Origin of the sequence: Sphingobacterium sp. ML3W, assembly GCF_000747525.1 — a bacterium.
Taxonomy (GTDB): Bacteria; Bacteroidota; Bacteroidia; order Sphingobacteriales; family Sphingobacteriaceae; genus Sphingobacterium.
In genome coordinates, this window is sequence record NZ_CP009278.1 from 2,442,459 (window position 1) to 2,467,221 (window position 24,763).

The 24,763-nt window shown below is 38.4% G+C and carries 26 protein-coding genes; 14 read left to right on the forward strand and 12 right to left on the reverse strand.

The window, feature by feature from the left end; all coding sequences use genetic code 11:
• Positions 1-72 precede the first annotated feature (72 nt).
• Positions 73-1,248: an IS4 family transposase gene (locus KO02_RS10345; RefSeq protein ID WP_038694773.1), complete on the reverse strand. Its 1,176-nt coding sequence runs from the start codon at positions 1,246-1,248 to the stop codon at positions 73-75.
• A gap of 329 nt (positions 1,249-1,577) precedes the next feature.
• Here KO02_RS10345 and KO02_RS10350 point away from each other — a divergent pair, with 329 nt between their 5' ends.
• From KO02_RS10350 to KO02_RS23775, 4 genes are read left to right on the forward strand one after another with little or no spacing between them, the layout of a single operon-like run.
• Positions 1,578-2,198 (forward strand): hypothetical protein, encoded by a 621-nt coding sequence (locus KO02_RS10350; RefSeq protein WP_038698077.1) that lies wholly within the window; start codon positions 1,578-1,580, stop codon positions 2,196-2,198.
• A 2-nt stretch (positions 2,199-2,200) separates the two neighbouring features.
• On the forward strand, positions 2,201-2,857 hold the full coding sequence (locus KO02_RS10355) for a response regulator (RefSeq protein WP_038698079.1): 657 nt from the start codon (positions 2,201-2,203) through the stop codon (positions 2,855-2,857).
• A gap of 48 nt (positions 2,858-2,905) precedes the next feature.
• Positions 2,906-3,127, forward strand: a complete 222-nt coding sequence (locus KO02_RS10360) for a hypothetical protein (RefSeq protein ID WP_038698081.1) — start codon at positions 2,906-2,908, stop codon at positions 3,125-3,127.
• A gap of 13 nt (positions 3,128-3,140) precedes the next feature.
• The gene (locus KO02_RS23775; protein WP_158500283.1) at positions 3,141-3,305 is read left to right on the forward strand and encodes a hypothetical protein; all 165 of its coding nucleotides are present in this window, start codon (positions 3,141-3,143) and stop codon (positions 3,303-3,305) included.
• Between the two features lie 71 nt (positions 3,306-3,376).
• Here the strand turns inward: KO02_RS23775 and KO02_RS10365 are convergent, their stop codons facing one another.
• Positions 3,377-3,844 carry a hypothetical protein gene (locus KO02_RS10365; protein ID WP_038698083.1) on the reverse strand — a complete coding sequence of 156 codons (468 nt, stop codon included), beginning with the start codon at positions 3,842-3,844 and terminating at the stop codon, positions 3,377-3,379.
• Positions 3,845-3,867: 23 nt separating this feature from the next.
• Complete coding sequence (locus KO02_RS10370; protein ID WP_038698085.1) at positions 3,868-4,374, reverse strand: pyridoxamine 5'-phosphate oxidase family protein; 507 nt, start codon at positions 4,372-4,374, stop codon at positions 3,868-3,870.
• Between the two features lie 367 nt (positions 4,375-4,741).
• Here KO02_RS10370 and KO02_RS10375 point away from each other — a divergent pair, with 367 nt between their 5' ends.
• Positions 4,742-5,452 (forward strand): type 1 glutamine amidotransferase domain-containing protein, encoded by a 711-nt coding sequence (locus KO02_RS10375; RefSeq protein WP_038698087.1) that lies wholly within the window; start codon positions 4,742-4,744, stop codon positions 5,450-5,452.
• A gap of 23 nt (positions 5,453-5,475) precedes the next feature.
• Positions 5,476-6,414, forward strand: coding sequence for a YihY/virulence factor BrkB family protein (locus KO02_RS10380; protein ID WP_038698088.1), 939 nt, complete (start codon positions 5,476-5,478; stop codon positions 6,412-6,414).
• A gap of 135 nt (positions 6,415-6,549) precedes the next feature.
• Here KO02_RS10380 and KO02_RS10385 read toward each other — a convergent pair whose 3' ends face one another.
• Both KO02_RS10385 and KO02_RS10390 read right to left on the reverse strand, forming a co-directional pair.
• Positions 6,550-7,704 (reverse strand): hypothetical protein, encoded by a 1,155-nt coding sequence (locus KO02_RS10385; protein ID WP_038698089.1) that lies wholly within the window; start codon positions 7,702-7,704, stop codon positions 6,550-6,552.
• Between the two features lie 120 nt (positions 7,705-7,824).
• Complete coding sequence (locus tag KO02_RS10390) at positions 7,825-8,751, reverse strand: diacylglycerol/lipid kinase family protein (RefSeq protein WP_038698091.1); 927 nt, start codon at positions 8,749-8,751, stop codon at positions 7,825-7,827.
• A 65-nt stretch (positions 8,752-8,816) separates the two neighbouring features.
• On the opposite strand from KO02_RS10390, the gene surE reads away from it, so the two are divergent.
• Together surE and KO02_RS10400 are read left to right on the forward strand one after the other, a co-directional pair.
• A complete protein-coding gene (gene surE, locus KO02_RS10395; RefSeq protein ID WP_038698093.1) occupies positions 8,817-9,542 on the forward strand; it encodes a 5'/3'-nucleotidase SurE in 726 nt (241 codons plus the stop codon).
• 383 nt (positions 9,543-9,925) lie between these two features.
• A complete protein-coding gene (locus KO02_RS10400) occupies positions 9,926-10,603 on the forward strand; it encodes a DUF421 domain-containing protein (protein ID WP_038698095.1) in 678 nt (225 codons plus the stop codon).
• An 11-nt stretch (positions 10,604-10,614) separates the two neighbouring features.
• On the opposite strand, the gene KO02_RS10405 is transcribed toward KO02_RS10400, so the two are convergent.
• The 4 genes from KO02_RS10405 to KO02_RS10420 form a co-directional block, all read right to left on the reverse strand.
• A complete protein-coding gene (locus KO02_RS10405; RefSeq protein ID WP_038698097.1) occupies positions 10,615-11,115 on the reverse strand; it encodes a hypothetical protein in 501 nt (166 codons plus the stop codon).
• Positions 11,116-11,119: 4 nt separating this feature from the next.
• Positions 11,120-11,614, reverse strand: coding sequence for a ferritin-like domain-containing protein (locus KO02_RS10410; RefSeq protein ID WP_051959863.1), 495 nt, complete (start codon positions 11,612-11,614; stop codon positions 11,120-11,122).
• A 211-nt stretch (positions 11,615-11,825) separates the two neighbouring features.
• Positions 11,826-12,209, reverse strand: coding sequence for a sensor histidine kinase (locus KO02_RS10415; protein WP_038698099.1), 384 nt, complete (start codon positions 12,207-12,209; stop codon positions 11,826-11,828).
• A 1-nt stretch (position 12,210) separates the two neighbouring features.
• Positions 12,211-14,004 carry a hypothetical protein gene (locus tag KO02_RS10420; protein ID WP_038698101.1) on the reverse strand — a complete coding sequence of 598 codons (1,794 nt, stop codon included), beginning with the start codon at positions 14,002-14,004 and terminating at the stop codon, positions 12,211-12,213.
• Between the two features lie 509 nt (positions 14,005-14,513).
• Here KO02_RS10420 and KO02_RS10425 point away from each other — a divergent pair.
• Both KO02_RS10425 and KO02_RS10430 read left to right on the forward strand, forming a co-directional pair.
• The gene (locus KO02_RS10425; protein ID WP_144243301.1) at positions 14,514-14,723 is read left to right on the forward strand and encodes a hypothetical protein; all 210 of its coding nucleotides are present in this window, start codon (positions 14,514-14,516) and stop codon (positions 14,721-14,723) included.
• Between the two features lie 166 nt (positions 14,724-14,889).
• Positions 14,890-15,774 carry an SDR family oxidoreductase gene (locus tag KO02_RS10430; protein WP_038698105.1) on the forward strand — a complete coding sequence of 295 codons (885 nt, stop codon included), beginning with the start codon at positions 14,890-14,892 and terminating at the stop codon, positions 15,772-15,774.
• A gap of 196 nt (positions 15,775-15,970) precedes the next feature.
• On the opposite strand, the gene KO02_RS10435 is transcribed toward KO02_RS10430, so the two are convergent.
• Positions 15,971-16,471, reverse strand: coding sequence for an RNA polymerase sigma factor (locus tag KO02_RS10435; protein WP_038698107.1), 501 nt, complete (start codon positions 16,469-16,471; stop codon positions 15,971-15,973).
• A 577-nt stretch (positions 16,472-17,048) separates the two neighbouring features.
• Between KO02_RS10435 and KO02_RS10440 the strand changes: the two genes are divergently transcribed.
• From KO02_RS10440 to KO02_RS10450, 3 genes are all read left to right on the forward strand, one after another.
• Positions 17,049-17,651, forward strand: coding sequence for a DUF4142 domain-containing protein (locus KO02_RS10440; protein ID WP_038698109.1), 603 nt, complete (start codon positions 17,049-17,051; stop codon positions 17,649-17,651).
• Positions 17,652-17,896: 245 nt separating this feature from the next.
• Positions 17,897-18,886: an aldo/keto reductase gene (locus tag KO02_RS10445; RefSeq protein ID WP_051959864.1), complete on the forward strand. Its 990-nt coding sequence runs from the start codon at positions 17,897-17,899 to the stop codon at positions 18,884-18,886.
• Positions 18,887-19,210: 324 nt separating this feature from the next.
• Positions 19,211-19,705: a hypothetical protein gene (locus tag KO02_RS10450; protein ID WP_038698111.1), complete on the forward strand. Its 495-nt coding sequence runs from the start codon at positions 19,211-19,213 to the stop codon at positions 19,703-19,705.
• A gap of 123 nt (positions 19,706-19,828) precedes the next feature.
• On the opposite strand, the gene KO02_RS10455 is transcribed toward KO02_RS10450, so the two are convergent.
• Together KO02_RS10455 and KO02_RS10460 are read right to left on the reverse strand one after the other, a co-directional pair.
• Positions 19,829-21,622 (reverse strand): glycoside hydrolase family 15 protein, encoded by a 1,794-nt coding sequence (locus tag KO02_RS10455; RefSeq protein WP_038698113.1) that lies wholly within the window; start codon positions 21,620-21,622, stop codon positions 19,829-19,831.
• The gene (locus tag KO02_RS10460; RefSeq protein WP_081918355.1) at positions 21,600-23,861 is read right to left on the reverse strand and encodes a bifunctional alpha,alpha-trehalose-phosphate synthase (UDP-forming)/trehalose-phosphatase; all 2,262 of its coding nucleotides are present in this window, start codon (positions 23,859-23,861) and stop codon (positions 21,600-21,602) included. Before KO02_RS10460 ends, KO02_RS10455 begins: the two co-directional genes overlap by 23 nt.
• Before the next feature lie 661 nt (positions 23,862-24,522).
• Between KO02_RS10460 and KO02_RS23780 the strand changes: the two genes are divergently transcribed.
• On the forward strand, positions 24,523-24,687 hold the full coding sequence (locus KO02_RS23780; protein ID WP_158500284.1) for a hypothetical protein: 165 nt from the start codon (positions 24,523-24,525) through the stop codon (positions 24,685-24,687).
• The last annotated feature ends 76 nt before the right edge of the window (positions 24,688-24,763 follow it).

The following is a 24,763-nucleotide window of genomic DNA, read 5'->3' on the forward strand; positions in this document are numbered from 1 at the left end:
AATAAATTTTAGGCGCGTGTTTCCCTTGAAACAGTATCTATTTTTAGATAATTTCAATTTTGACCCTATTTTTTAGTCTGAGAATATCTGTAGCTGTCCATTTTTACCCTTAACTGGTGGCCTGATAAAAGGATCATCTATCCATTGCCATATATTTATTTTCACGAATATATTCATCCTGATAAACCCGACCAAGTTAGACAGATTCCAATCGTATTTAGCCTTCTTCTGAAGGTATTTGAGCAGTAATATTCCAATCAACGAAGTCCATATTTGGATCATGACCGCATTTTCAGAAGTACCCACAAAAGATGATATTTTTAAGCGTTGCTTCAGATGCTTGAAGAAAATCTCGATCTGCCATCGCTGTTTATAAATGTTAGCTACTAGTGATGCCTTCCATTGGATATTATTTGTCAGAAAGTGGTACTGGTTGTCTGTGCTGCTGTCCCAAAAGTGAATCAAGCGTAATGGTTTAGAGTTGTATCTATCTGCTGATGGACCAGAAAGCTCAATGATCTCATCTTTAATGATTCCCTTTTCAAGGAGTGCTTCACTCTGGTATGACTTGATAACGTTGTACTTCATGTTAGTTTTACTCCTGGTAACAAAATAACAACCTCTGCTGTCCAAATCCCCGAGCCAGTTGTAATCCACATAACCTCTATCCACCACTACAACGCTTCCTTTGGAAAAACTATAGCTACCCGCACGCTGGCTTTCATGAACTTTCCCGTCTGTAATCTGCATGAAAACAGGAAGACATCCATCATAATCCAGCACAGTGTGCAGTTTTACAGCACCTTTGGTGCTTCTAAATTTAGCCCAGTCAAATACAGATAAACATAAAGGGATGATACTGGCATCCATCAGATAAACCTTGCGCTTTAATTGCGTTAGATCTTTGCGCAAATGGGTATCCTTTTGCCATAGCTTATCTAATAGCGAAAAGTACAGATCTTTAAAGAGTTCATGGGTGCGGTGCTTGTTGATATAGGAAATATTGGACTTGCTGGGTGCTCTACCAACACCTAAATGGTTCAAATTACCAGTCGTACTACGTAAGCCATTACTGATATCACGAACTGAATCTGCAGAAGAAAAATGGCAAAACAACATGCTAGCAAGATGCGTCCAGCTGTTGATCCCTTTACAATGTTTGTCACTCTTGTGCTTAGCAACCAAAACCTTGAATAATTCGCGGTCGATAAGTGATAAAATCTGACTAAAAACGTTTAAATTTACCATGGCGGTGTGTTAAAATTTGACGATTTAAATATAGCAACTTTGCTATAGCAAAACACCGCCACTTTTTTCAACGTTTAGGACGCTACTGAAAGCCATTATAATAATTGTTTTACAATAGGCAGGTTTTCAATATCCTGGAAAAAAAATATCCTTCAAAGGTGGATGAAACATATTTTTTATTTATAGTCCATATGAAATGACGTTTATTTCCATACGTATAAATACGTAGCTAGAACGGGTATATAAATTAAAATAATCGGATTGATATTTGCAATTGAAAACTGCGAATCATAAATGTTAGGTGGTTAGCATTTTTCTAAAAAGCCCGTATGCGATCAAGAGAAACATTATACAAATCGATTATTAAAGACTATGAAAATCAAAATTTGTTGATTGGGAAGACGCTTCATGAAAATATCGCACAGGATTTATACGCAATACGATTGACGTTACAACGTTATTCCATAGAACAAGGACATGAAATACCAATAGATCAAGTGAAAAAGATCTTGGAGGGAACTATTGAAAAAGTTCAGCAAATAGCGAATGATTTGTTACCTGTAGTATTACGCGATTTTGGATTTCAGCGCGCCATTAAAGATCTTTTTGTTTATTATAATGGTATCAAAAATAATATCATTATAGACAAAAATGTCAATAAACTCGATTTTAACGCTCAACTTAGCATTTATCAATTAGTACAGCTAGTAGTAAAGGCTACGGTTTTACCGGATGATAACTCTATATTAGTTTGTAAATTATTTGTAAATCAAGATAAACTATTGTTAATAATGCAAGGACTAAGTAAGTATTATATTAAAGAATTCAATAACTATAATCAAGAAAATATTAAGAAGCTACAGGAACGAGTAAATTTATTAGAAGGGACACTAGACATCAATACAAATCCTCAAAATAGTGAAGTTGTTGTCATTGTAAAATTAGATTAATTATGATTAAAATTGTTTTGGCCGAAGATCATTTGGTCGTCCTCAATGGAGTTAGATTACTACTGGAATCACAAACAGATTTGGAAGTTATAGGTGAAGGTACTAATGGTAATATGATTTTGGAAGGCTTTAAAGCCGGAAACATTCCCGATGTGCTCATCACAGACATCAATATGTCTGATATGGATGGTTTGGAATTGATAAATCAGGTAAAAAAATTATACCCTACTGTTAAAGTAATCGTGCTCTCTATGTTAAATAATATGCAGTATGTACTACAAGCTTTCCAAAATGGTGCCAATGGGTATCTTGTAAAGAATGTTGGCTATGAGGAAATGCTCTATGCTATAAGGCATGTGGCAAAGGGTAGAAAATTTATTTGTGAGGACATCAGTTTGCTGATGTTAGATACCTTGCAGAAATCCCCAACTTCTTTTCTTGATATTGAGCAGATTATGCTGAAAATTGGTTTAACTGAACGAGAGATGGAGGTATTGGAGCTCATTGGCGAAGGATTTACCAATCTCCAGATTGCTGACAAGTTATTTTTGAGTAAACGTACGGTCGAGGGGCATAGACAAAACCTGCTTGAAAAAACAGGTGTCAAGAATACAGCTTCTTTAATTAAATACGCAATCAAGACAGGATTGATGCATTAGCTTGTTTTCAGTCCTTATAAAATGTAGATAAATCAAAATTATAATATTATGAGAAACTTCAAATGGATAGCATTAACAGGATTATTATCTGTAGGATTACTAAATGCCTGTCAGAATAATGCAGAAAATAATACCAGCGAAGGAAATTCGGGTAAAATTGCTCCATCAGCTGGTGATGAGACACGTTATAATTTAAGTGAGCAACAGAAGATGAGCATGCAGGGTGATACCATAAAGGTAGACTCTACAAAATCCGATACTATAAATTAATAGGCTATAAATCATGGATAATAATTTAGATAATAAAACCAATTCCTCAGAGGAAGAAGTTCCAGAAGCTGCCCACGATGAAAAGGGGGATAAGCCTGCTGCCAAAACGATACCTTGGGCCATATGGATAGCCGTTATCGTAATGATCATTGTATTTCTATATATGTGGCAAAGGTAGTCGGGTTAAACAAAATAAGGGTCAGTATTTTATAAAATACTGACCCTTATCTATTATAATAATAGCAGTTGCTATAATGCCCCTCTTGCTGCTGCTAAACAATCTTCTCCATATTTTAATATTAGGTCTTTATCTGATGCAGTTATTGCTTTGTCTAAAAATGCCTTTTCTACATCTGTTTTGTCCTCTAAATAATCTTTTTGGGTATTAATGATGTCATCATTCGTTTTTGCATTAATGCGATTGATAATAGACTTACCTATTTCGGAACAAAGGGCTTTCGCTTTGTCATTGGATAGCTGAGGCATCTCTATTTTAGCAACAGCTGCATTAGCTGCAGCCATATTGGAGTATATCGTCTTTTCGAGCTCCTTATTGGAAACATCCCCTGACTTCTTCTCAGCATCTGCCGCAGCATCTAAAGCTTTTTCTTCTGTTCTTTCCATGGCCTGTTCCGCCTTCTCTTGTGGTGTATTGTTATTGCATGCATAGAGTAATGCACTGGATAACATAATTGATAAATACGTTGCTTTTTTCATTATATTTTCTTTATTGGTTCAACTTAAATTTGAATGTTTCCTTCGCGGTCTTGATCACTTAAATTGCTGCCCATAGCATTTAGTAAGGTTACTGCATAAGATACCAGTTTGTGGTGTTTGGTATCCCAGTAATGGGCCTGCTGGGGGATAATTTTAAATAAAACAATATTTGGGTCTGCACGCCCTTTTTCAAACCAGCCTGCTACAAAATTGTTCCAATATTTGTCAATTCTTTTCTGATCGTCCACCAATTCTGCTTTTGCAAAAAGAGATAGGTATTTCATAGAAGATGGGTCGGAGAAATAAAGTTGTACTTGTTCATTGATTTTGATGTTTTTATATTTTTCGCTTTCTTTTGAAGCTAAAAACCAAATACTAGCATTATCGTCAACTTCTTGCACGCTCATAGGGGTTGATTCGAATGGGGGTTGTGCTAAATCTGTGCAGAAGAAGCAAAAATTGATTCCCTCAGCTAATTCTTTAATTTTTTTTATGGCTTCGCTTCTGTTGTTTATATTCTCTTGACTCATAAGGAATGTATATATATTGAAATATGTTTTTTAAAATTTGTTATCTATTGGTGAGTTTTTATTAATTGGATTCTTGAACTGAAACATTGAATATTAAAAGTAAAACACATGAAAGGTCGTTAGGTTTTTTTGAAGTAAAAAAAACATCAATTTACCTATTTATTTCCTTGATTGCTCAATAACAGTAAATTGTGTTAGTCAGAAGTTGGCTAATAGATGATGCGCAATGGCTCTTTAGAAAAATGACCGATTTGATTTAAAGAGGGTTGGGAAGACATTTTATAATAGCAGTTTTGCAGCAAACTTTGTTTAGTTATAACTGTTATAATAGTCTATTGTCATTAATTCCTTCTAACATGATTATAAAATGGAAAATAAACGGAATATACTAATGATACTAACCTCCCATGATCGAATGGATGGGACTGATAGTAAAACAGGGGTTTGGTTAGGTGAAATGACAGACCCCTATTATAAATTTGAAGAGGCAGGATACCATATTCTCTTTGCTAGTCCACGTGGAGGTGAACCACCAATTGATCCTATGAGTAAGTTGACAGAACATTTGACGGGTTCAAATCGAAAGTTTTTGGATGACGAAAATGCACAACAGCGATTTAAAAATTCAGTTGAACTGGAAAGTATCCAATCCTCGGCTTTCGATGGTGTTTTTATTCCAGGTGGACATGGTCCTTTATGGGATTTAGCACGTCATCCTGAAGTAGCTCGCTTGCTGGCCGATTTTATAAAAGAAGATAAACCAATTGGGGCAGTGTGCCATGGACCTGCGGCATTGGTATCTCTCGCTCAAATACAACCTGATTTTTTAGTTGGTAAGAAAGTCACAGCTTTTACCAATATGGAGGAAAAACTGGCGCTACGAAGTGATAATATCCCTTTTAAACTAGAGTCGAGACTGAAAGAGCTGGGGGCAGATTTCAGCGCTGCTGCCTTACCTTTTGTATCACATGTTGTTAGGGATGGGAATCTGGTCACCGGTCAAAACCCGTTATCTGCGGGTCCGACAGCTACAAAACTAATCGAAGTACTCCATGAGATAAACCCGAAAGATATTTAAAAGTTGAAAATAAAGAATAATATATGGAAAATAAAAAGGATGGATTTTTAAAGAAACAGTTCGGTATTTTCAAAGCTACAGTGTCAGGCTTTATGAATGAAGATTGTATGAAATATAGTGCTTCTCTCGCTTATTATACTATTTTTTCAATAGGGCCAATTTTGGTCCTCATGATTTCACTAGCTGGTATTTTCTTTGGGGAAGATGCTATACAAGGCAAAGTGTTTTCGGAAATTAGGGGACTGGTGGGACCAAGTGCTGCTAGACAGATTCAAGAAGTGATTATGAACCTGAAACTGTCGGGGAAATCAAATCTTGCTTTGGTTATTAGTATTGTTACGCTATTGGTCGGGGCAACATCTGTATTTGGTGACATACAAAATTCTATAAACCGGATATGGCATGTGAGAGCTAAGCCTAAAAGGGGATGGGTGAAACTGATAACTGATCGTTTACTATCTTCATCATTAGTCATCGGTCTTGGCTTCTTATTGATGGTTACGTTGGTCGTAAATGGTGTTATATTGGCTTTTACCGAACGTCTGCAAATCTACTTTCCTGATATAACAGTTTTCTTTATGGACGCGGTCAATTTCGCCTTAAGTTTTGTGATTATCTTTATTCTGTTTGGTATCATATTCAGAACTTTGCCGGATGTAAAAATAGCGTGGAAAACAGTCCGTTCGGGTGCTTTTTTTACGGCTATATTTTTTGTGATCGGTCGTTTTGCAATAGGGCTATATTTACAATCTTCGGGTACAGAGTCCACTTACGGTGCTGCTGGTGCATTGGTGCTGATACTTTTATGGGTGTACTATACTGCGGCCATTCTTTATTTTGGCGCAGTATACACGCGAGAATATGCGATAGCAAATGGTATACCAATTAAACCGGCAGATTATGCAGTATATGTGGAAGAAAAGGAACAAGAAAAGGTGGTGAAAGAAATACCAACAGATTAGCAGTACGAAGGTGAAATTCAAAAGTTGCTCGATTGATGTGGGGATTTATTTTTAAAAATCGATTATAAGATAGTTGGTAATATAAAGGTCCAGATGTATTGATTTGTCATCTGGACCTTCCTGTTATAGGAGTTCTTAAAAGCGATTGATAGAGACTGCACCAGTTTGATGGGGCATCTGGTCTTTTTGTAGAACCATAATAGACCCCGATTTTTCTACGACCATGGCTGCTAAGTCGTCCAATAGGTCGTCAAAGAGCTCTTCCGCGTCTACTGTAGGAAATTGAATACGTCTTTCTGCTGCGATGATCTTACCCAAGATCATGCGATCCTCTTCAATCAACAAAGTTTCTATCTTTCCATCTAGGGCATCTTTCACCACTTCGCTGAGTTCCCAATGGCTTCGTCCGATTTGTTCTGCAGCTTGCTGGTGGTCCAAAAGTTCCTGTATCTGTTGTTCATGTTGCGGTGCGATAAGTTCCCATGCCAATTCGCTCAATTCCTCAGGACTGAGGTTGCGCGTGTTTTGGTTGATCCCTTCCGCCATCAAGTGCGGGTTTTTACTCTGTCTTCTGAAGATCGTCTGATGCTCGGGTAAGGAGGCCAATATTAAGGGTAAGTTCGTTGGCTTTGTATAGTGTTCATAGATGGATTTATCCACAATCCTAAAAAAACGTTCGGCATCATTCTGTTGTTCATTACTCTTTTCTTGATAGCCATGTACGACATTTCCTGTCCCTTGGTTTGCTTGTTTACGAGAACCATTTCCAGTGGAAAAGGCTGTATTAAGATGGTTGTCCGTAAGTTCACTTCCCAATGCTTCTTCCATGGTCAGGGGTACGTTACCTGCCAGTTCCACGGGTTCGAGATGGTAGCGGTCTCCTTGATAGAGCTTGACATCATCCTGACTAATCGCGAGTAATTGGAAGGGTTGATTGTCTTGGAAATAGCGATATAAAGGTTTGATATGGAAACTGTCTGCAACGATAGCAATCGCAGGAAGTGTAATCGGGACCTGAAAGATATTTATACGCTCGGGATTGATATAGATAGCAAGACCGTAACTCTGATAATTCCAAAAGTCTCTGTCTTCAGCAAGCTTTTCCAATGGTGCGAGAAGTTCTGCTTCATCTCCCAATGCCTGTTTAATGTCTTTGAGTAGATTCTTAAAGGTTATAGGGTCGCCATTTTTGTCTGGCGCGGTACGGTGGGTGGGCATCAACAGAGAAACGCTTGGATATTGTTGGTTCTGAGCGAGTTCCTGAAGTTTTTTTCTATTTAAGATGTCCATAGCAATATTTTTTTTATGAATTATTTTATGGTAGGCAATGAGCGCCTATATATTTATAGCTATTCTATTGGAGATTTGTTTGCAAATTGGGTATTTTCTCATGACATCGGGTATTTAATACTAGGAAGGATTATGCGCAGGAACCATAAACTCGAGCACATAATCACGCACTTCCATGGTCACGGCATCTTTTAAAGGTAGCACCAGTTGGTCGTCTATGTGCATATGCTTGCTTTCGCAGATCAGGGTCAAATGACGAGATTTAAAGGAATGGTATTCGAAGAGTACCTCTTCATGATTGATCCGTTTTTTTATATAGGCGGCGAAATCTGCGCGTTGATTCTCATCTACATACACGATATTAAATTGACCGTCATCTGTTATAGCCTCTGGACATAAGAGAAGTCTCGGACCGACTGATGGGATATTGATAACTTCCAGTAGGAGGCATTTTCCTTGATAAATTTGTTCATCGGCTTTAATCCAATATTTTTCTGCCGGCGCAGTTAGGATAATTTGATGGAGCACTTCTAGCGCTAACTTTAATTCCTCGTCGGTGTTTTCTACTTGACTTTTGTCTACATCAATCATCTTTTGGATGAGTTGTGGAAATACTCCATAACCAGCTCCTTCTAGGAAGAAATCTGTAGAGTCCATATTTTTTAGAACTCCCACATCAAATCGTTGCCGTTTGCTTGTCGCCCATTTTTCGATATGTTGCTCACGCTCGAGTGCCCTATCTATGCCTAATGCCATTGATAGGTTGTTTGCGGTTCCCATGGGTAGAATGGTAAGGGGTATTTTACGTTCCAGCACATTGCGTTTGACGAGTTCTTTGACGACCCCTCGAACGGTACCATCACCACCTGCAACCACCACAAAGTCGGCCTGATCTAGCTGTTGTATCCAGCGGTCGTCGTGTGCAACAGAAAAGTAGACGCAACTGTATCCGGCTTGTTCGATAGCAGTGACCAATTCAGATTCGAGATGGTCTTCATCGCCAGCTCCTGGATTATGTAATAGTATTGCTTGTTTTATAGATTGCATATATAAATAAACATTCGGCCTGTCCAATTGTTGTTGTATAAAAGAAATATTTATTTGCAGAAACGATGAGAATTTTAGTAACGAACGACGATGGTATCTATAGCCCGGGAATTGCAGCTCTTGCAAAGGTGGCTAAAAAATTTGGGCAAGTGAAGGTGGTGGCACCTGATGTAGAGCAATCTTCTATGGGACATGCTGTCACACACTCTAGACCTCTGAGCTATAAAAAATCACCAATTGAATTTGGGGATATTGAAGCTTACCGGGTGAATGGTACACCTGCCGATTGTGTCGCAATGGGGACACACCTTTGGAAAGATGTTGATGTGGTGTTATCAGGAATTAATATGGGACCAAATTTAGGGAACTCGATGTGGCATTCGGGTACCTTGGCTGCGGCAAAACAAGCCGTATTATTTGGTATTAAGGGTATTGCGTTAAGTACACCCGTAGGGAAGACTGAACCTGATTTTGAATCTTTGGAATTGTATGTTGAACGCACCTTAGAGTTGCTTTTGCAGGATAAAGAATTGGCGCTCTATAATGTTAATTTTCCACCTAACCCGACTGAAATTATCTGGACCAGACAGTCGGTGCGCTTGTACGATGGAACGATTATACCAGGCACCGATCCCATGGGGCGTAAACATTATTGGTTTACGGTGTCACCGTTGGAACCTGCAGACGAAGGTACCGACCGATGGGCCATGGAGCATGATATGGTATCCATCACGCCTCTGCGGTTGGACTTGACTGATGAAAGGACTCTTCAAAAGAAATTAAGACGTTAGAATCATAGTTTTTGTTGTCAACCGCTAGGTGATGTAAGGATTGGAATTGAATTAAAAAGATATATTAAATGAAACCTTTAAGAAGAATAATACAGCTTTTGGCCCTCGTCTTACTGTGCATGTCTTGTACAGGAAATAACAGTTCTGAGCCTCTAGCAAAGCAAGACACGATTAACATAAAGTCAAAAGACAGTAAAGGTTTACCTCTAGATAATTTGCATAGAAGTAGAACTTCGGATACTAGCGCCATATCTCCTGAACCAACAAGCGGTGTGCCCTTGGATAATATACATCGTACACCCGATTCAGCTCGGAGAGATAATGAATAACTTAATTTTTATAAATACACCATATTTGGTTAGGATAAACCCTATAAAAAATATATGTTAGAAATAAAGAAGATTCTTTTTGGAGGTGCCCAATGGGATTTCCTTTTGGAGATTGTGGGGAGATCCATCATTATGTTTGTCATGATTTTGGTGATTTTACGGCTTTCAGGTAAGAAAGGTGTTAGGCAATTAACGCTTTTTGAAGTAGCTATCATCCTGAGCCTAGGGTCTGCAGCGGGGGATCCTATGTTTCAAGAAGAGTTACCGGTTATTTATGCGCTTGTCGTCCTTTTTTCAGTTATCGTTATCTACAAATTTGTGACATGGCTATCATCGAAATCTACCTTAATTAATAAAGTGTTAGAAGGTGAGGCAATGGTGGTGGTGCGTGATGGTATGTTTGATTTGAAACATGAACATGATGGTGATTTTTCTAAAATGGAATTTTTCTCCGAATTGCGTAATCAATCTGTCGAGCATCTGGGTCAAGTGCGTGTTGCTGTTTTGGAGGTTGATGGTACGATGAGTATATTGTTTTATGCAGACTCAGATGTAAAGTACGGACTTCCACTTTTCCCCGACCACTATATGCAAGTGCTACCCCATGAGAATGTTGACACGTTTGCATGTATGTACTGCGGACAGATTGAACCAACCATAATAGAGAATCAAACCTGCAAACGATGCAAAAGAAAAGAGTGGTCCTTGGCTTTGAAAACCAAAAGAGTTTAATAAAAAATTTATCAATTTTTATCGGATTGATAGTAAAGCCATCCTTCAAGATGCTTGACTGTTTCGGGTTGAGAAAGGTCGACAAGGGAATGACCATTCATGGCTAAAGATGGTAAATGCTCGATATTTAAGTGACGTATAGGGTGAAATATGGCATTTTCATTAGGTAGCTCCACATTGCTCTGTAAAGCGATGTACCCTTCTGCACGTATATTATCTAATAAAGTATCTGTAATCGCATTGAGGTAGCGCATCATTTTTCCTATCCATACTCGTTCATTGTCAATCTGATCAGGGTAGTGCTCCTTTGTGAAGTCCAAGATTACTTGCTCGCCTTCTTTTTCCAATCCATCTCTTATCATGCGTAAACCCATGCAGCGTGCTTCTTCTTGATAATGGTCTTCCCCATATTGAAATTTAATCTCACCAGCAGCCAGACTATCTTCAATTCTTGCTCGGAGGGCCATTTGACGATTTCGGAGTTCGTGGATATAATCATAGATTTGATTCATATTGTTAGGTTTTTATAACATGTTTTTCATTATTGTGCCCATGTCTATTGTCCCTTAAATCCCTAATATAATCATGAGCTGCTTTTTGCACTTCAGCATGATAGCGAATGATATCTACGATGTGGTCGGGAAGGTCTGGCGCTTCTTTTAACGCCTCCTGATACGCTTTTTTGGTTGCATCTTCACCACGTTCACATTCCTCCAAAATCCCTTTTCGGTCATGTCCACTTACATGGGCCTTGATATCGAGCCAAAAACGATGTAGCTTACCGGAAATTCGGTTACCTGGGGAAAGCCTTTCCCCATTGATGATTACAAAAGGTAATAGTTCGCTATTGAATTGGCGGCTCTGCTCAATGTAATCATGAAAAAGGGTGCGTAAGTCGGTATCTTGTCCTTCCCTTAGTGCTGTTATGGCATGGGTATAGCCTGCAATCCTATCATAGTTGGTCTGTATGAGATAATTGATGATGCCCGCTATGGTACTTTCAGTATACATAATATCTTTATTATAAGTAGACTATTATAATAACAAACATCAAGTGTCAAAAGTTTTCTCTGAAGATTTATTTTAAATCTATCTTCTATTATTAATTTAGAGAACCCATTATCTGAGTTGTCCATGGCCTATAAAAACTTAGCTTATTATTGGTCAAACTGTGATTTGGTATATTTTTTATCTTAACTGTTTTTAAAGTTATTTATATTTGTCATTCTGCTAACATGCTGGCAGGAAATTCTTCTACTATTGGAAAAAAGAGGTGCACGGCAGTGCCGCTTTCCACTTGTGACTCAATCTTGATACTACCGCCTAGTCTATCCATGATACGCTTAACTAAAGAAAGTCCGACTCCTGTTCCCTCAATATTGGCCACATTATTCCCTCGTTTAAAAATATCAAAAATATGAGCGATATTTTCTGCAGGTATGCCAATGCCGTTGTCTCTGATGGTATAGCAAACCTGCTCATCTTCAAAATAACTGTCGATATGCAATTGTGGTTGCGGTGCTTGGGTGGAATACTTAATTGCATTTCCAATCAAATTACTGAAAATCTGATAAAGCGCGCTTTTCTCTCCCCATATCGGTAACAATCTACCAAATTGGATATTGCAGGGTACTGATTGGTATAGAATTGAGCTTTCTTTGTAAATCTGCTGTAGGGTATAAGCCATTGGGATTGGATCTTTTGATTAAGGCACTGTCCTTATGTTGGCAGAGCAGTACAACATTATTGATGATGTTTTCGATATTTACAGTGCTGGATATGAGGTTTCCATACCATTTTTGCATAGCCTCAGGGCTTAGCGTATTTTTGTTCTGTTGTAAAAATTGGATGCCGATTTTCAATATCGAGAGTGGATTTTTTAGGTCGTGTGAAAGGGTAAAGGTCAACATTTCTAGCTCATTATTCAACGCTAGCAATTGTTCGTTCCAATGTTGTTTCTCTTTGAGCTTACTAACAATGGATTCCTTGAGGATTTGATTGAGATTTAAAACAAAATTTATTTCGATATCATTCCACGGTCTTGCAACATCATTGTATGTGGTTTCTGTAATCGTAAGTGGTGGGGTATCCTGCTCAATTGTACTATTGATATGCAGATTGATCACCTTACTCGCGCTTTCTTTTCGAAACCAGATGAGCACATGGTCATTGAGTAGACCAATCTTGAGGTACATCAGTCCTGCAAATGGTAACTCTCCACTGATTTTAATACCATGATTAAGCCGGAAATTATTATCCTTAAATAAAGACTTTTCAGTATGTGCATGGATAAAGGTGATGATTTCATCCAATTGAAATTGTGTCGGGCAAATCCCGTGGAAATAGACATCCCCTTGATTGTAAATAGCAAATCCATCAGCTTCTACCATGTCTTTCAACGTATCCATATGGTGGATTAGGGTCGAGTTGATGGTTTTGTTTTTAGCAAGGTCGCTCTTTAAATCCTGTTCTGCAGCTTTTAGAAATTCATTACGCTCTAATAGATGTTGCTTGAGATAGCTTTCATATTTACTGGTGGCATTTTGAATAGCAAAAGTACAGAGTTTGCGCTGTTGGAGATCTATCTTTTTCTCTTGTTGATTTTGTGCAATTAAAAGTCCCCAAAATTGACCATCGATATGAATTGGGAATGCTATGGCACAAGTAATTTGTCGCTGTGAGAGAAAAAGTCGATGCAACTCCGGTGCTGGGTAAAATTGGCTCGGAAGGATGTTGACATTGGAGTCAATACTATAAAATGCTTGAACATTATCATTCAAATTGGGGCTATAGCGATAGGAGCACATACTATAATAGGGGACGAGCTCTTTCGGCATTAAAGTTTTAGCATATTCGAATCCCTTATAATAGGATTGTCCATCGCGATTATCTTCGGCGATGACTTGACTGGAACCCGATTCTTGCAATTGCAATACCAAAACATGGTCAAAACGCAGGATACGGTTGATTGCATGGCATACGATATCCCAATTGTAGGTTTGAATGGCGTCCAATAGGAAGCTGAATTCATTGATTTTTTTTGCAGACGTATATTTCTTAAGTTGTTCTTCCCATTCAATAAAGATTTGTTGCCCTTGCATACTTAGTTTTAAGTACGATTTTTCACCTTCTAGTTTGACTACTAAAACTTGCCTTGGAGATTGAAAGTCTCGCATATTTTCGAGCTGGCGGTTTATCTGAGTTATATGTTGACCGAAAAAATCAGCAAAATTAATGGAAAATGCATTTCCGATTACATTTGCTTTATCTTTATGCTTCGAGTGGGCGAGTGCATTTTCGCTAATTCCTATTACTTTGAAATCAAAATCCAATATGATTAAGCTTCCAAATTTCTGAATATAGGTTGAGGTAGCAATTGGTACAGTCGATTTGTTTTCCATATATCGTTTATGATGGTAGTTAGATTAAATTTATAAAATTAAATCCTAATTATAAAATAATAATCTCAGTCGATGTAAATTATATACAAATTAAAGTAACTTGGAAGAAATGTTTTTGTCTGAATCATGGGGTAAAACTTAGCTTAACAATGATTTTTAAATGTAAATCGCAATTTGGCATAACTACTTTTAATCGATGACTATTTGTTTTTATTGATGGAGACAAATTATGGGTTCTTTTTCTTGCTTCGGATATTATAATTCTTTCTGACTAATTTACCATCAATATAAGCCGTAAGGTCAAATGAAAACTCGAAAAGAAATACATTGGGATGTCTTACGTATGTAACAACAAACTGGAAGCATAGTTTAAGTCCACCTGCTATCTGAGCGGCTTGTATATTTCAGTATTTATACTTGCTTTTAAAAGTTTAATGCGGTTTGTTTTTTCTGTTTGAAACAAAGATAGATATGACTCGTTATCTTTTTATAGACTAAAATGAGACGTTATGATGGAAAATTGGAAACAAATATTAACAGCTGGACTTTTACTCACGATCTTGATGGCTGGATGTCAGCAAAAAACAGAAACTACTACTGATAATATAGCGCCTTCTGCTGGAGACGAAACTCGATACAATCTTAGTGAACAACAAGAAATGAGCATGCAAAGTGATACGCTAAAGAATGATTCTACTGCTTTGGACTCGCTTGAATAAATAGTTAGTTTTAAGTAGGAAATCTGAATAATGCATTTATGAAGCTATCACCTACGTATAAGTCGAAATTAATATGCTCATGACAGCTCCGTATTTTTCATCCTGCTGAAGTCGGAATGAATGCTTTAAAAGAATTAATAGATTAGTGAATAAATAATTTATTCTCATGAAAAATACAGAAAATCCGCAGACACAGTATCCCAGACCTCCATTTAAAAAACAAACGCAATCTGTTCCTGGTGTTTCAAAGAAAATGGACCCTTTACCTGATCATGGTGAATATTCATATGTAGGGAATCGACTATTGACTGGAAAAGTTTGTTTGATTACTGGGGGAGACTCGGGTATAGGGAAAGCAATAGCTATTGCGATGGCGCGTGAAGGTGCCGATATTGTTATTATTTATTTGGATGAAATCGAGCAAGAGGATGCTGCTGATACCGAAAAGTGGGTTAAGCAGGCTGGAAGAAATGCACTGCTCATCCGTGGAGATATTCGAGATGAATCATTTTGTCAATCTGCGATTTACCATACCTTGGAGACCTTTGGCCGATTGGATGTATTAGTCAATAATGCAGCATACCAGATGAGTTATACTTCCATTATGGATATCTCGGCAACGGAGTGGAATAAAACATTTGAAACAAATGTAAGTGGTATGTTCTATCTATCGAAGCATGCCAAGCCACATCTTCCTCCAGGGGGGAGTATAATCAATACGACTTCTGTAAATGCATATGATCCAAATCCTACTTTGCTACCTTATGATGCGACTAAAGCTGCTATCCAAAACTTTACTTCGAGTCTAGCCCAGCAATTTTTAGAGGAGGGTTCCGGCATACGCGTCAATGCTGTTGCGCCTGGGCCAGTTTGGACGCCGCTGATTCCGAGCACCATACCTGATCATGAAAATTTCGGTAAAAATACACCAATGGGTAGACCCGGTCAACCTGCTGAAATAGCACCGATATATGTTTTTCTTGCATCTGCTGCGGCATCTTATATCTCAGGGGCAACTATTGCGGCAACTGGTGGACGTGTGACCATCTAAACCGAAAGCCTATTGCAATAGACAGCTTGCTTTTGACACATACTATACCATCCTATTTTCAAGATTGCTAGATGCGCTCGTTGTATAGAATTTGATTATGCCAGCATGATCGCTGGCATAATGATTAAAAGTTGGTAACTTTTGACCTTACAGGAGCTATTTTTTTTTAGAATCTGTATGAGTGTATCTTGCAAGATTAATTGTCTTGGTACATTTTTAATTTTTTTTGTAGCATCTTACGTGCAAGGTGGATACGAGATTTGATTGTGCCCTCTGGATAAGTGAAAAATTCCGCTATCTCATGATATTTATACCCCTCGAGATAAAGCCTGAAAATTTCGGCATTCTCGGGCAACAGACTGTCCATAGCTTTTTGTATATCAGCGCCAAGTAGTTTATCTTCCGTAGCATTGTTTTCTGTATTGTTTGAATAATCGGCCATGGCATAATCTTCATAAAGGGCCGTTTGACGCTTTTCATGACGATAATGATTGATATACGTATTTTTCATGATCACGTATAGCCAAGTCATCAGATTGGGGTCGTCCCTAAAATGATCGATTGATTTTAGGGCTTTTATTAAAGTGTCTTGAATCAGATCTTCTTTTTCATTGTAATCTGATGTAAACTGACTCGCAAAGTGGTTTAGGATTTGTCTTTTCTCATGAAATAAGACATTTAAATCTATATTTTTCATATCCGCCTCCTTGTTATTGGGTATAATATATATATAACGATCGAAATGTTAAAATATTTTGTACTAGATAGTTGCGATATAGAAAACAAATCTAACCGGGGGCTATAGATTAATTCGTTGCATTTCCTGTAAAGCTTTGTTATAACGAATAGTCCTTGTTTTTCAGTAGGCTACATCCTGAAAATAAATGAAAAGCAGAAATAAGGGTGGTTTATCTGCTTGAACGTACTTATATCCGCTTTTGGTCGGTAATCATTATGTTTGAAATCATGTACTCAGGTAGGTTGACTGATTGGTTAAGAATTAATCACCGGAAATTAAATTAAATGCAATTTTCTTGTTTTGAATGTCTTACTAGAATGAATATAAATACCTGCTTGACTCGGGTAAAACACCTAAATATCATTTTTTATGAACCATTTATAGAGATTATCGCTTCTTTTAAAGTAGTACGAATTGTATTTTGTCGTAATAAACGCAATCGATAAAAAATCTTGTACTAAGAATCGTGAAGAAGATATTTTTATTTATGTGGTGAATCTAGTAATAGTAAACTAATCATTTTAAATTTTAGAAAATGGGTAAGTATTTGAAATTGAGTAGCATTGTGCTAGGCATAATTGCCCTATTAGCATTTAAACAGCAAAATTCTGAGAAGGATTTTTTGGGTCAGGCATATCTGTCGAATCATTATGAAATATCAATTGCGCAATTAGCACGAGAAAAATCAAATAATGATGTGATAAATGCCTATGCAGAATTATTGATTGATGATCATCAAAAGATAATACGAGAATTTAAAGATCTTGCTAAAGGTCATAAGATGAAGTTTGTAGATGGTCTTGGTGAAGATCAAAAGAAACATTGGGACATGTTGAATAGTACAGATTCGACTCATTTTAATCAAACCTTCAAAGAATTGGCCATCGCCTCTCATGAACAGACTATCGCCTTATTTGTTCGGGCATATGAAGATTATGCCATTCAGGATATTCGGTTGAAAAATTGGATTTCTAATAGGTTGCCTTTGCTGCGGGCTCAATTGGACCAAGCTAGGGATTTGCGAGTGGATCCTATACTCAATACGGCAGAAGGTATTCCTCCGCATACACGAGGTGGCTCGATTCGTTCAGTTGACCTGGACCTAGATAGGGTCAATGTTCGTGTAATGGTGGAATGATATAGTGGTCGCTGTATTTGGGTTGCTACGAAAAAATGAGTAGCTGCAGGACTATTATTTTTTTCATCAGTAACGTAGCTTGCATGGTAATATAAATTTCAACAATGACTATGTCAGCAGTTGTAGGCATAATCTCAGTACTTGGAAGTTTTAGACTTTAAATGAAACAGTTCGTCCGTGTATTGAACATTTTGGTGGTTGGCTTGTTATATAATTAGAGATTAATGCATAAATAGAGGGATATTATGGCTGAGTTATTTGAAGAAAAACACCGTTTGGGTTTAGGTGGTGTAGCAATTGGAACGGGTTTTGAAAAACTCTCCGATGTACAGGCTCAAGAGGTTTTGAAGAAGGCATGGGAATTGGGCATTCGTTATTATGATACATCTCCGTGGTATGGTTTGACAAAAAGCGAAGCTCGCTTTGGCGAATTTTTAAAAGAACAAAAACGAATGGATTATCTGATTTCGTCCAAAATTGGTAGATTATTTACACCAGTTATTCCGGAAGCAGTGCCACCAACTATGTGGAAAGATCCTTTTCCTTTTGACTTTAAACACGATTATACAGCAGATGCTACCAAGCACTCGATAGAGGATAGTCTTTTACGTATGGATGTGGACCATCTCGATATTGTCTTTGTTCATGACTTATCTGAAGAGCAAGTAGGTGATCGTTATGACTATTATTTTAAGCAGGCAGAAAAGGGTGCTTTTAAAGTATTGTCGGATTACCGAGCGCAAGGAATCATCAAAGGATGGGGGATGGGAGTTAATACAATAGAACCGATCTTGGATTGTCTGGAAGTGGCGGACCCTGACATATGTTTATCAGCGACGCAATACTCCATTCTTCAGCATGAGGATGCCGTGGACCGTCTTTTGCCAGCCGTTAAGTCTAGAGGTATCAAATTGGTATCTGGTGCTGCTTATAATTCAGGTTTTGTATGTGGTAGGGGTCGTTATAATTATAAAGAGGTGATTCCGAAGGGAATGATTGAAAAAAGGGATAGGATTGCGCAGGTTGGGGCACGCCACGGGGTGGATATCATCGCAATAGCGTTACAGTTTGTATTAGCTGCGGAAGCCTTTGTGTCTGTTATACCTGGGGCAAGTACCGCTAAGCAAGTGGAGGATAATGTGAATGGACTCCACAAAGATATACCTGCTCAATTGTGGCAGGAACTGAAAGAAGAAGGGTTGATTTATAAAGATGCCCCTGTGCCATTGAACTAGAACCTCACATGGTGATGTAAAAATGCCTTCATGAGAAATTGGGGCATTTTTTTTGCTATCATATTAAAGAGCTGGAAGCATGCAGATTCTCGATAGGTTGATGGATGTACTACTACCAGTACAAGATGAAGACTTTTATCAGCTGTATTGCTTATAAAACCGGTAGGTAGTAGATGTGCTATTAAAAATATATTAATAAGGTGTATTATAAGTGTTTTGCTTATGAAAAAATGAATGCTACTGTGGCCTGTAAACTTTTCGATGCAAGACGGGTACTAAGGGGTTTCTTTATAGCCGTACAAACAATGAAAATAATTAATTAAAATGAATATACAGGTGTACTTATGGATTGTGCTGTCTTCTTTTCTAAGTATGCCTGCTGTTTCTCAGCAGGGAACTACTGAAGAGTCGATGCTACGTAACATTGTATTCATGCGAACGGAGGGATTGATCATGACACAGTTCATGGAGAAGTATTCTAAAGACAAAAAGATATTGATGCTCTGTAATAGTGCTAAAGACTATTATGAAAAAACTCAACCTACATTGCTTGAAGTGGTCAAAGGAAAATCGTTGGATTTGGATAAAGGTCAATTTGAACAAATTTGGAAAGCCGCGCAGAAAAGTTTTGAGACCTACGATGTGAAAAATCAGGCTATATGGAATAGCCTATATGAAGAACACGTACAGGCCAGTATTCGAGCCTATATGATGCTTCTACAGGAAAGAGAATGGCCAGATGTAACTTATTTTGCCCTAGAAGCATTACCTGGATTGATAAATCTACAAGAAGAATTTACAAAACTTAAGTTAAAGTAATTGATTAAACATGAAACAGTAAAATGTTAAATTTTAGTTAGTTACATTAAATATCACTTCATTGACATCATTATTTTACTGTTCATAAACTTATGCCCCAATTTAGGGGCATAAGTGATATGCTTATAAAAAAGTTGGATTATCCAACTTAACAGAGATGCGGTAGGCCGCATTGACCAAACCAACATGGCTATAGGCTTGAGGGAAATTTCCCCATTGACTTCCATCTTGTTCATCGACATCTTCACTGAACAACATAAGGTGATTGCCGAAGGTGAGCAATTGCTTGAATGTTTCTTGAGCTTCTTCAATCCGCCCTACACATGCCAAAGCTTCCACATACCAGAATGCACATACCAAGAAGGTAGATTTAGGTTTTCCGAAATCATCTTTGTGCAAGTAACGATAAAACAGACCGTTTTCACCTTTGAGCTCTTTCTCCAATGCTTCTAGATGCAATTTTGCTTTCTCGCTTGCTGGATCTAAATAATTCATCATAATCAGTTGCAGCGTTGAGGCATCTAGGTTTTTGTTTTTAGTTGCCGTACTATATACAGCTCGTTCGGGATCATAGCAATCTTCGATATGATGACTGGCCTGTACTCTTAAGCGTTGTGCCTGAATTTTCATATCTTCAAAACCATATTGCTCTGCAATTTTCAGGGCTGCTGTAGCACCTGCCCATTGAAATAGGTTGGAATAACAGTGTCGATTTTCAAAATTTCTGAATTCCCATATCCCGGCATCAAATTCATCAATGGTACTTTCAATCTTGTTTAAGATAAAGCTGGTCCATGATTTGGCAAGTCCCATGTTTTGATGTCGGAAGCGATGATCGGTAAACATCGGAAGTAGGGCAATCAGAGCCTGCCCATATACATCGTTTTGGATATGTTCGAATGCTTGATTACCTAAACGGATGGGCTTGTTGCCCATATAACCATCAAGATGATCCAGAGTAGACTCGGTCAAGTCGTGTTCACCCATTATTCCATAAAGTGGTTGTAATCTCCCGCGGTCGGTCTGGGTGATATTGGCAATATAAGAAGCGTATTTTTCCATTTCTTCGAATTGGCCAATATGGCTCAGAGCAGTCAGCACGTAGTAGCTGTCGCGTAACCAACAATAACGATAATCCCAATTGCGTCCGCTGCCGGGATGTTCCGGCAGGCTTGTGGTGCTTGCAGCAATCAATGCGCCAGTATCTTCGTATTGATGTAGCTTGAGTACTAGTGCCGAGCGGATAACCTCTTTTTGATAGAAAGAAGGCATCGAGGCATTCTTGACCCAACGTTGCCAATAGGCCGTGGTACGGCTTAAGAAATCTTCAACGGTGCGTTCGATTGGAGCTTCAAATGGGCTGCCAAAAGTCATTACCAAATAGATGGGGCTACTGAGTACATGGGGGATATCATCGAAAAAATGACTGACAGGCATATTGGTTGCCAAGCGGATTTTGATGTCTTCTTGCTCGAACTGGATATGGTTACTACCTCGGTTTTTGCTGAAATCTTGTTTCCCATAAGCATACTTTGGAGTACACCGGACATGGATTTTTGGCCGCCCATGCAGGGGTTCGACCTTACGGATCAACATCAGGGGTTTGTAATAGCGCTCGTATTGTTCAAAGCGAGGAGCAAAATCAGTGATGCGGTAACTTCCTTCTGCTGTCGTCAGTGTGGTGCAAAGGATATTGGTGTTTTCGATATAATGTTGTTCGCTGTGAGTCAATTCTGAAGTGGGGAGAATGGAAAATTCTCCCCCCTTTTCTTTATCCAATAGACCCCCGAAGACAAATGAATCTTCAAATGTGGGCCAACAGAGCCACGTAATATTGCTATTTGCATTGACGTGAGCGATGTAAGAACAATTACCTATAATGCCACTATTATATTTATGCTTCTTTGGTTTCGTCATGGGTATTTATTTTGGTTTCATGTTTCACAGTGTCGTTCTGTTGCTGCGAATTTTTATTATATGCAAAATATTCAATCAGTTGTATTGCTTCTTGTTGGCTGTCCACATAAAATTGTGCAGCTGATTTTTTGTTACCTACCTTGATTGTTATGGCGGTGGAGGGAAGTTCTAAGAACATGTCTTCGTCTGTAGCATCATCACCTATGGCAAATATAAAGTCGGGCTTATAGCTATTGACGATATCCATGGCTGCTTTACCTTTATTAAGTTCACTGTTTTTTACTTCGATGACCTTATCGCCCATTAGTAGTTGTAAACCATGCTGTTGTACGAGGTAGCGCAAGCTTTCTACGAGCTCCAATGCGCGTAATTGACCTAATCCAGGTTGCGCTTTACGGTAATGCCAAGCAAGGGAGTACGATTTTTCTTCTATGACACAACCTGCGGTATTGTTAGCGAACTTACTCATAATGTGTTTAACTGGAATTTTCCATCGCGTGGATAGAATAGCACCACTTTGCCATTTATGAGTCGGATAATTGCTCCAAGCACCGTGTTCTGCAACCAGGAAGTAGCGTTCATTGGCAAACCAACTGTCTAGCGTTTCATGTGGTCTACCACTGATGATGACGACCTGACTAGCATCATCTTCCTGTAACATGTTGAGCGTGTCGTATAGGGAACGAGTCGGTATTGCGGCAGCAGCGTCATTTTGGAATCCAATCAAAGTACCGTCGTAATCTAGAAAGAACAACCTGCGTTTGGCTCGATTGTATTGGTCGAGTATCGACTCCTTTGTCTGTGTATTGATTCTACGAGCCATTTCATTTTGTTGGAAGACCTTAATTTCCCTTAGGCGATTGAAAAATAGCCTGACCCAATGGCGGACGTTGAACTTTTTAACGATGTCGATGCTGTCCTGGAGTCTTCTGCGCTGTTCTGTTACGGGCATATGCAATGCTTGATAGATTGCTGCGGTTACCTGGTCGGTGGCATTGGGATTGATCTGAATAGCTTGTGTCAACTCTTTTGCTGCACCTGCCAATTCACTTAATATCAGTACGCCATTGCTATTTTCTTTGCTCGCGATATACTCTTTACATACCAGATTCATTCCATCTCGCAAGGAGGTGATCAGACAGATATCTGCAGCTACGTAGAGAGCAGACAGCTCTTCTAACGGATATGAATTGTAGAAGTAGGCAATTGGTGTCCATTCATTGCTTCCATATATGGCATTGATATGGCCAACAGTACGATCTATTTCATCTAGCAACTGTTTATATTGTGCAACATGATCTCTCGACGGTACCACGATCATGTACAGAAGCACTTGTTCTTTTAGCTCTGGATAGGTCAACAAGAGATTTTCATAGGCCAACAAGCGCTCAAGTATCCCTTTGCTGTAGTCTAAACGATCTATGCTTAGGATAATTTTTTGATCTTTATAGTAATCTTTTATTTCTTGGGCCCTAGCTTGGATAGGTTTACTATTGGCGAGTTGTGCGAATTTATCATAATCGATACCCATTGGATATACTTCAGTAAAGATACTTCGTCCCCCAGCATGTAGACAATTGTTGTAGACGTTGAGCCCGAGAATGTGTGAGCAGGAGTTGAGGAAGTGTTGGGTATCGTTGAAGGTATGAAAACCAATTAGATCGGCTCCCAATAAACCATTTAATAATTCGTTGCGCCATGGGATACTTCTAAAGACTTCATCATTGGGAAAGGGGATGTGTTGGAAATATCCGATGGCGATACTGGGATAGGACTTTCGGACCATTTGAGGTAGGAGCATCAGCTGGTAGTCATGTATCCAGACCTCATCTTTCTCCTGGACGTTCTGTCGTGCGATAACAGAGCAGAATTTTTCGTTGACGCTAATGTATGTCTCCCAATCTGTCGTGCGGTATACCGCATAGGAGGGGCGGTAGTGAAAGACGGGCCAAAGAACTTCATTGGAAAATCCTTCGTAGTAACCTTTTAACTCCTCTTCTGTCAAGAATACAGGTATCAGATTGAATTCGGCTAGTCGGGTAGTTATGATTTCTTCTTCCGCTGTATCTAAGGGAATGATTCCTGGCCAACCGATCCAAATGTTTTCATCACTCTTGTAGACGGATCCTAGGCCTGTTGCTAGGCCGCCTTCACTGGAAATAAATACGAGTTCGTTGTCTTGACGCTCAATGCGTATAGGTAATCTATTGGAAACGATAATCGTTCTCTTCTTATACATATGTAATTTATTTTTGGTATTCGATTAGATAATAAGTTGGAGGATTGATTTTTTATAGTCAAACTGTTCTTTTTTAGTGTACGTCCAGGTGACGAGTATGTCCTCCATTGGACATGAATATTTTTTTTGCTGCATATAGGTATTTTTATATTGACTGTTTTATCGTCCTAAAGGGACTGGAGGTAAGGATGCATTTCCGTTGATTTGCTATCCAAATTAATGATAAAACAAGCTTTTATTTTAATCATTAATATTGTTTTCATATCGGCAAAAGATGGGAGTTGGATACTTCGCTTTAATATAGGCAGATTTCCACCCATGGGCTTTTGCGCTATTTGATATATTTTGATTGTATTTTCTTCGATATGGCTTAATGTACACATTTTCGATGAGTAAAAAGAATCTAATCGTTCCCACATAGAATATGAATATTTTAATAATTATTGATTATAAGCATGTTATGTATTTACTGGGCTCTAGTGAGTTTCAACTGGGAGTGTCACAACATATCAGCACCAAAATTTTTATTCTTCCAAATATCTCGCCGTTTAATTACGAAACAGAATAAGCAGTACATCATCAAACTATCATCACCTCATCCCTAAATGAAACAATCCTAGGCCTAAAATGTTTATATTATGTAAACAAAAGGAATGAAGCTATGGAATATAATAAAACTAATAAAGCCGATTCCTCAAAGGAAGAGGTGCCAAAAGAAAAACATGATGTCGGCGATGATAAGCCTGCTGCAAGGACTGTACCTTGGACCATGTGGGTAGCCGTTATTCTTCTCGTAATTTTCTTGATTTATATGTGGCAGCGATAATGGTTACTTTTCAATAAAATACACACCATCATGTAATTTAGACAATTGTATTTAACTTTTGTCGATCATGACGGTG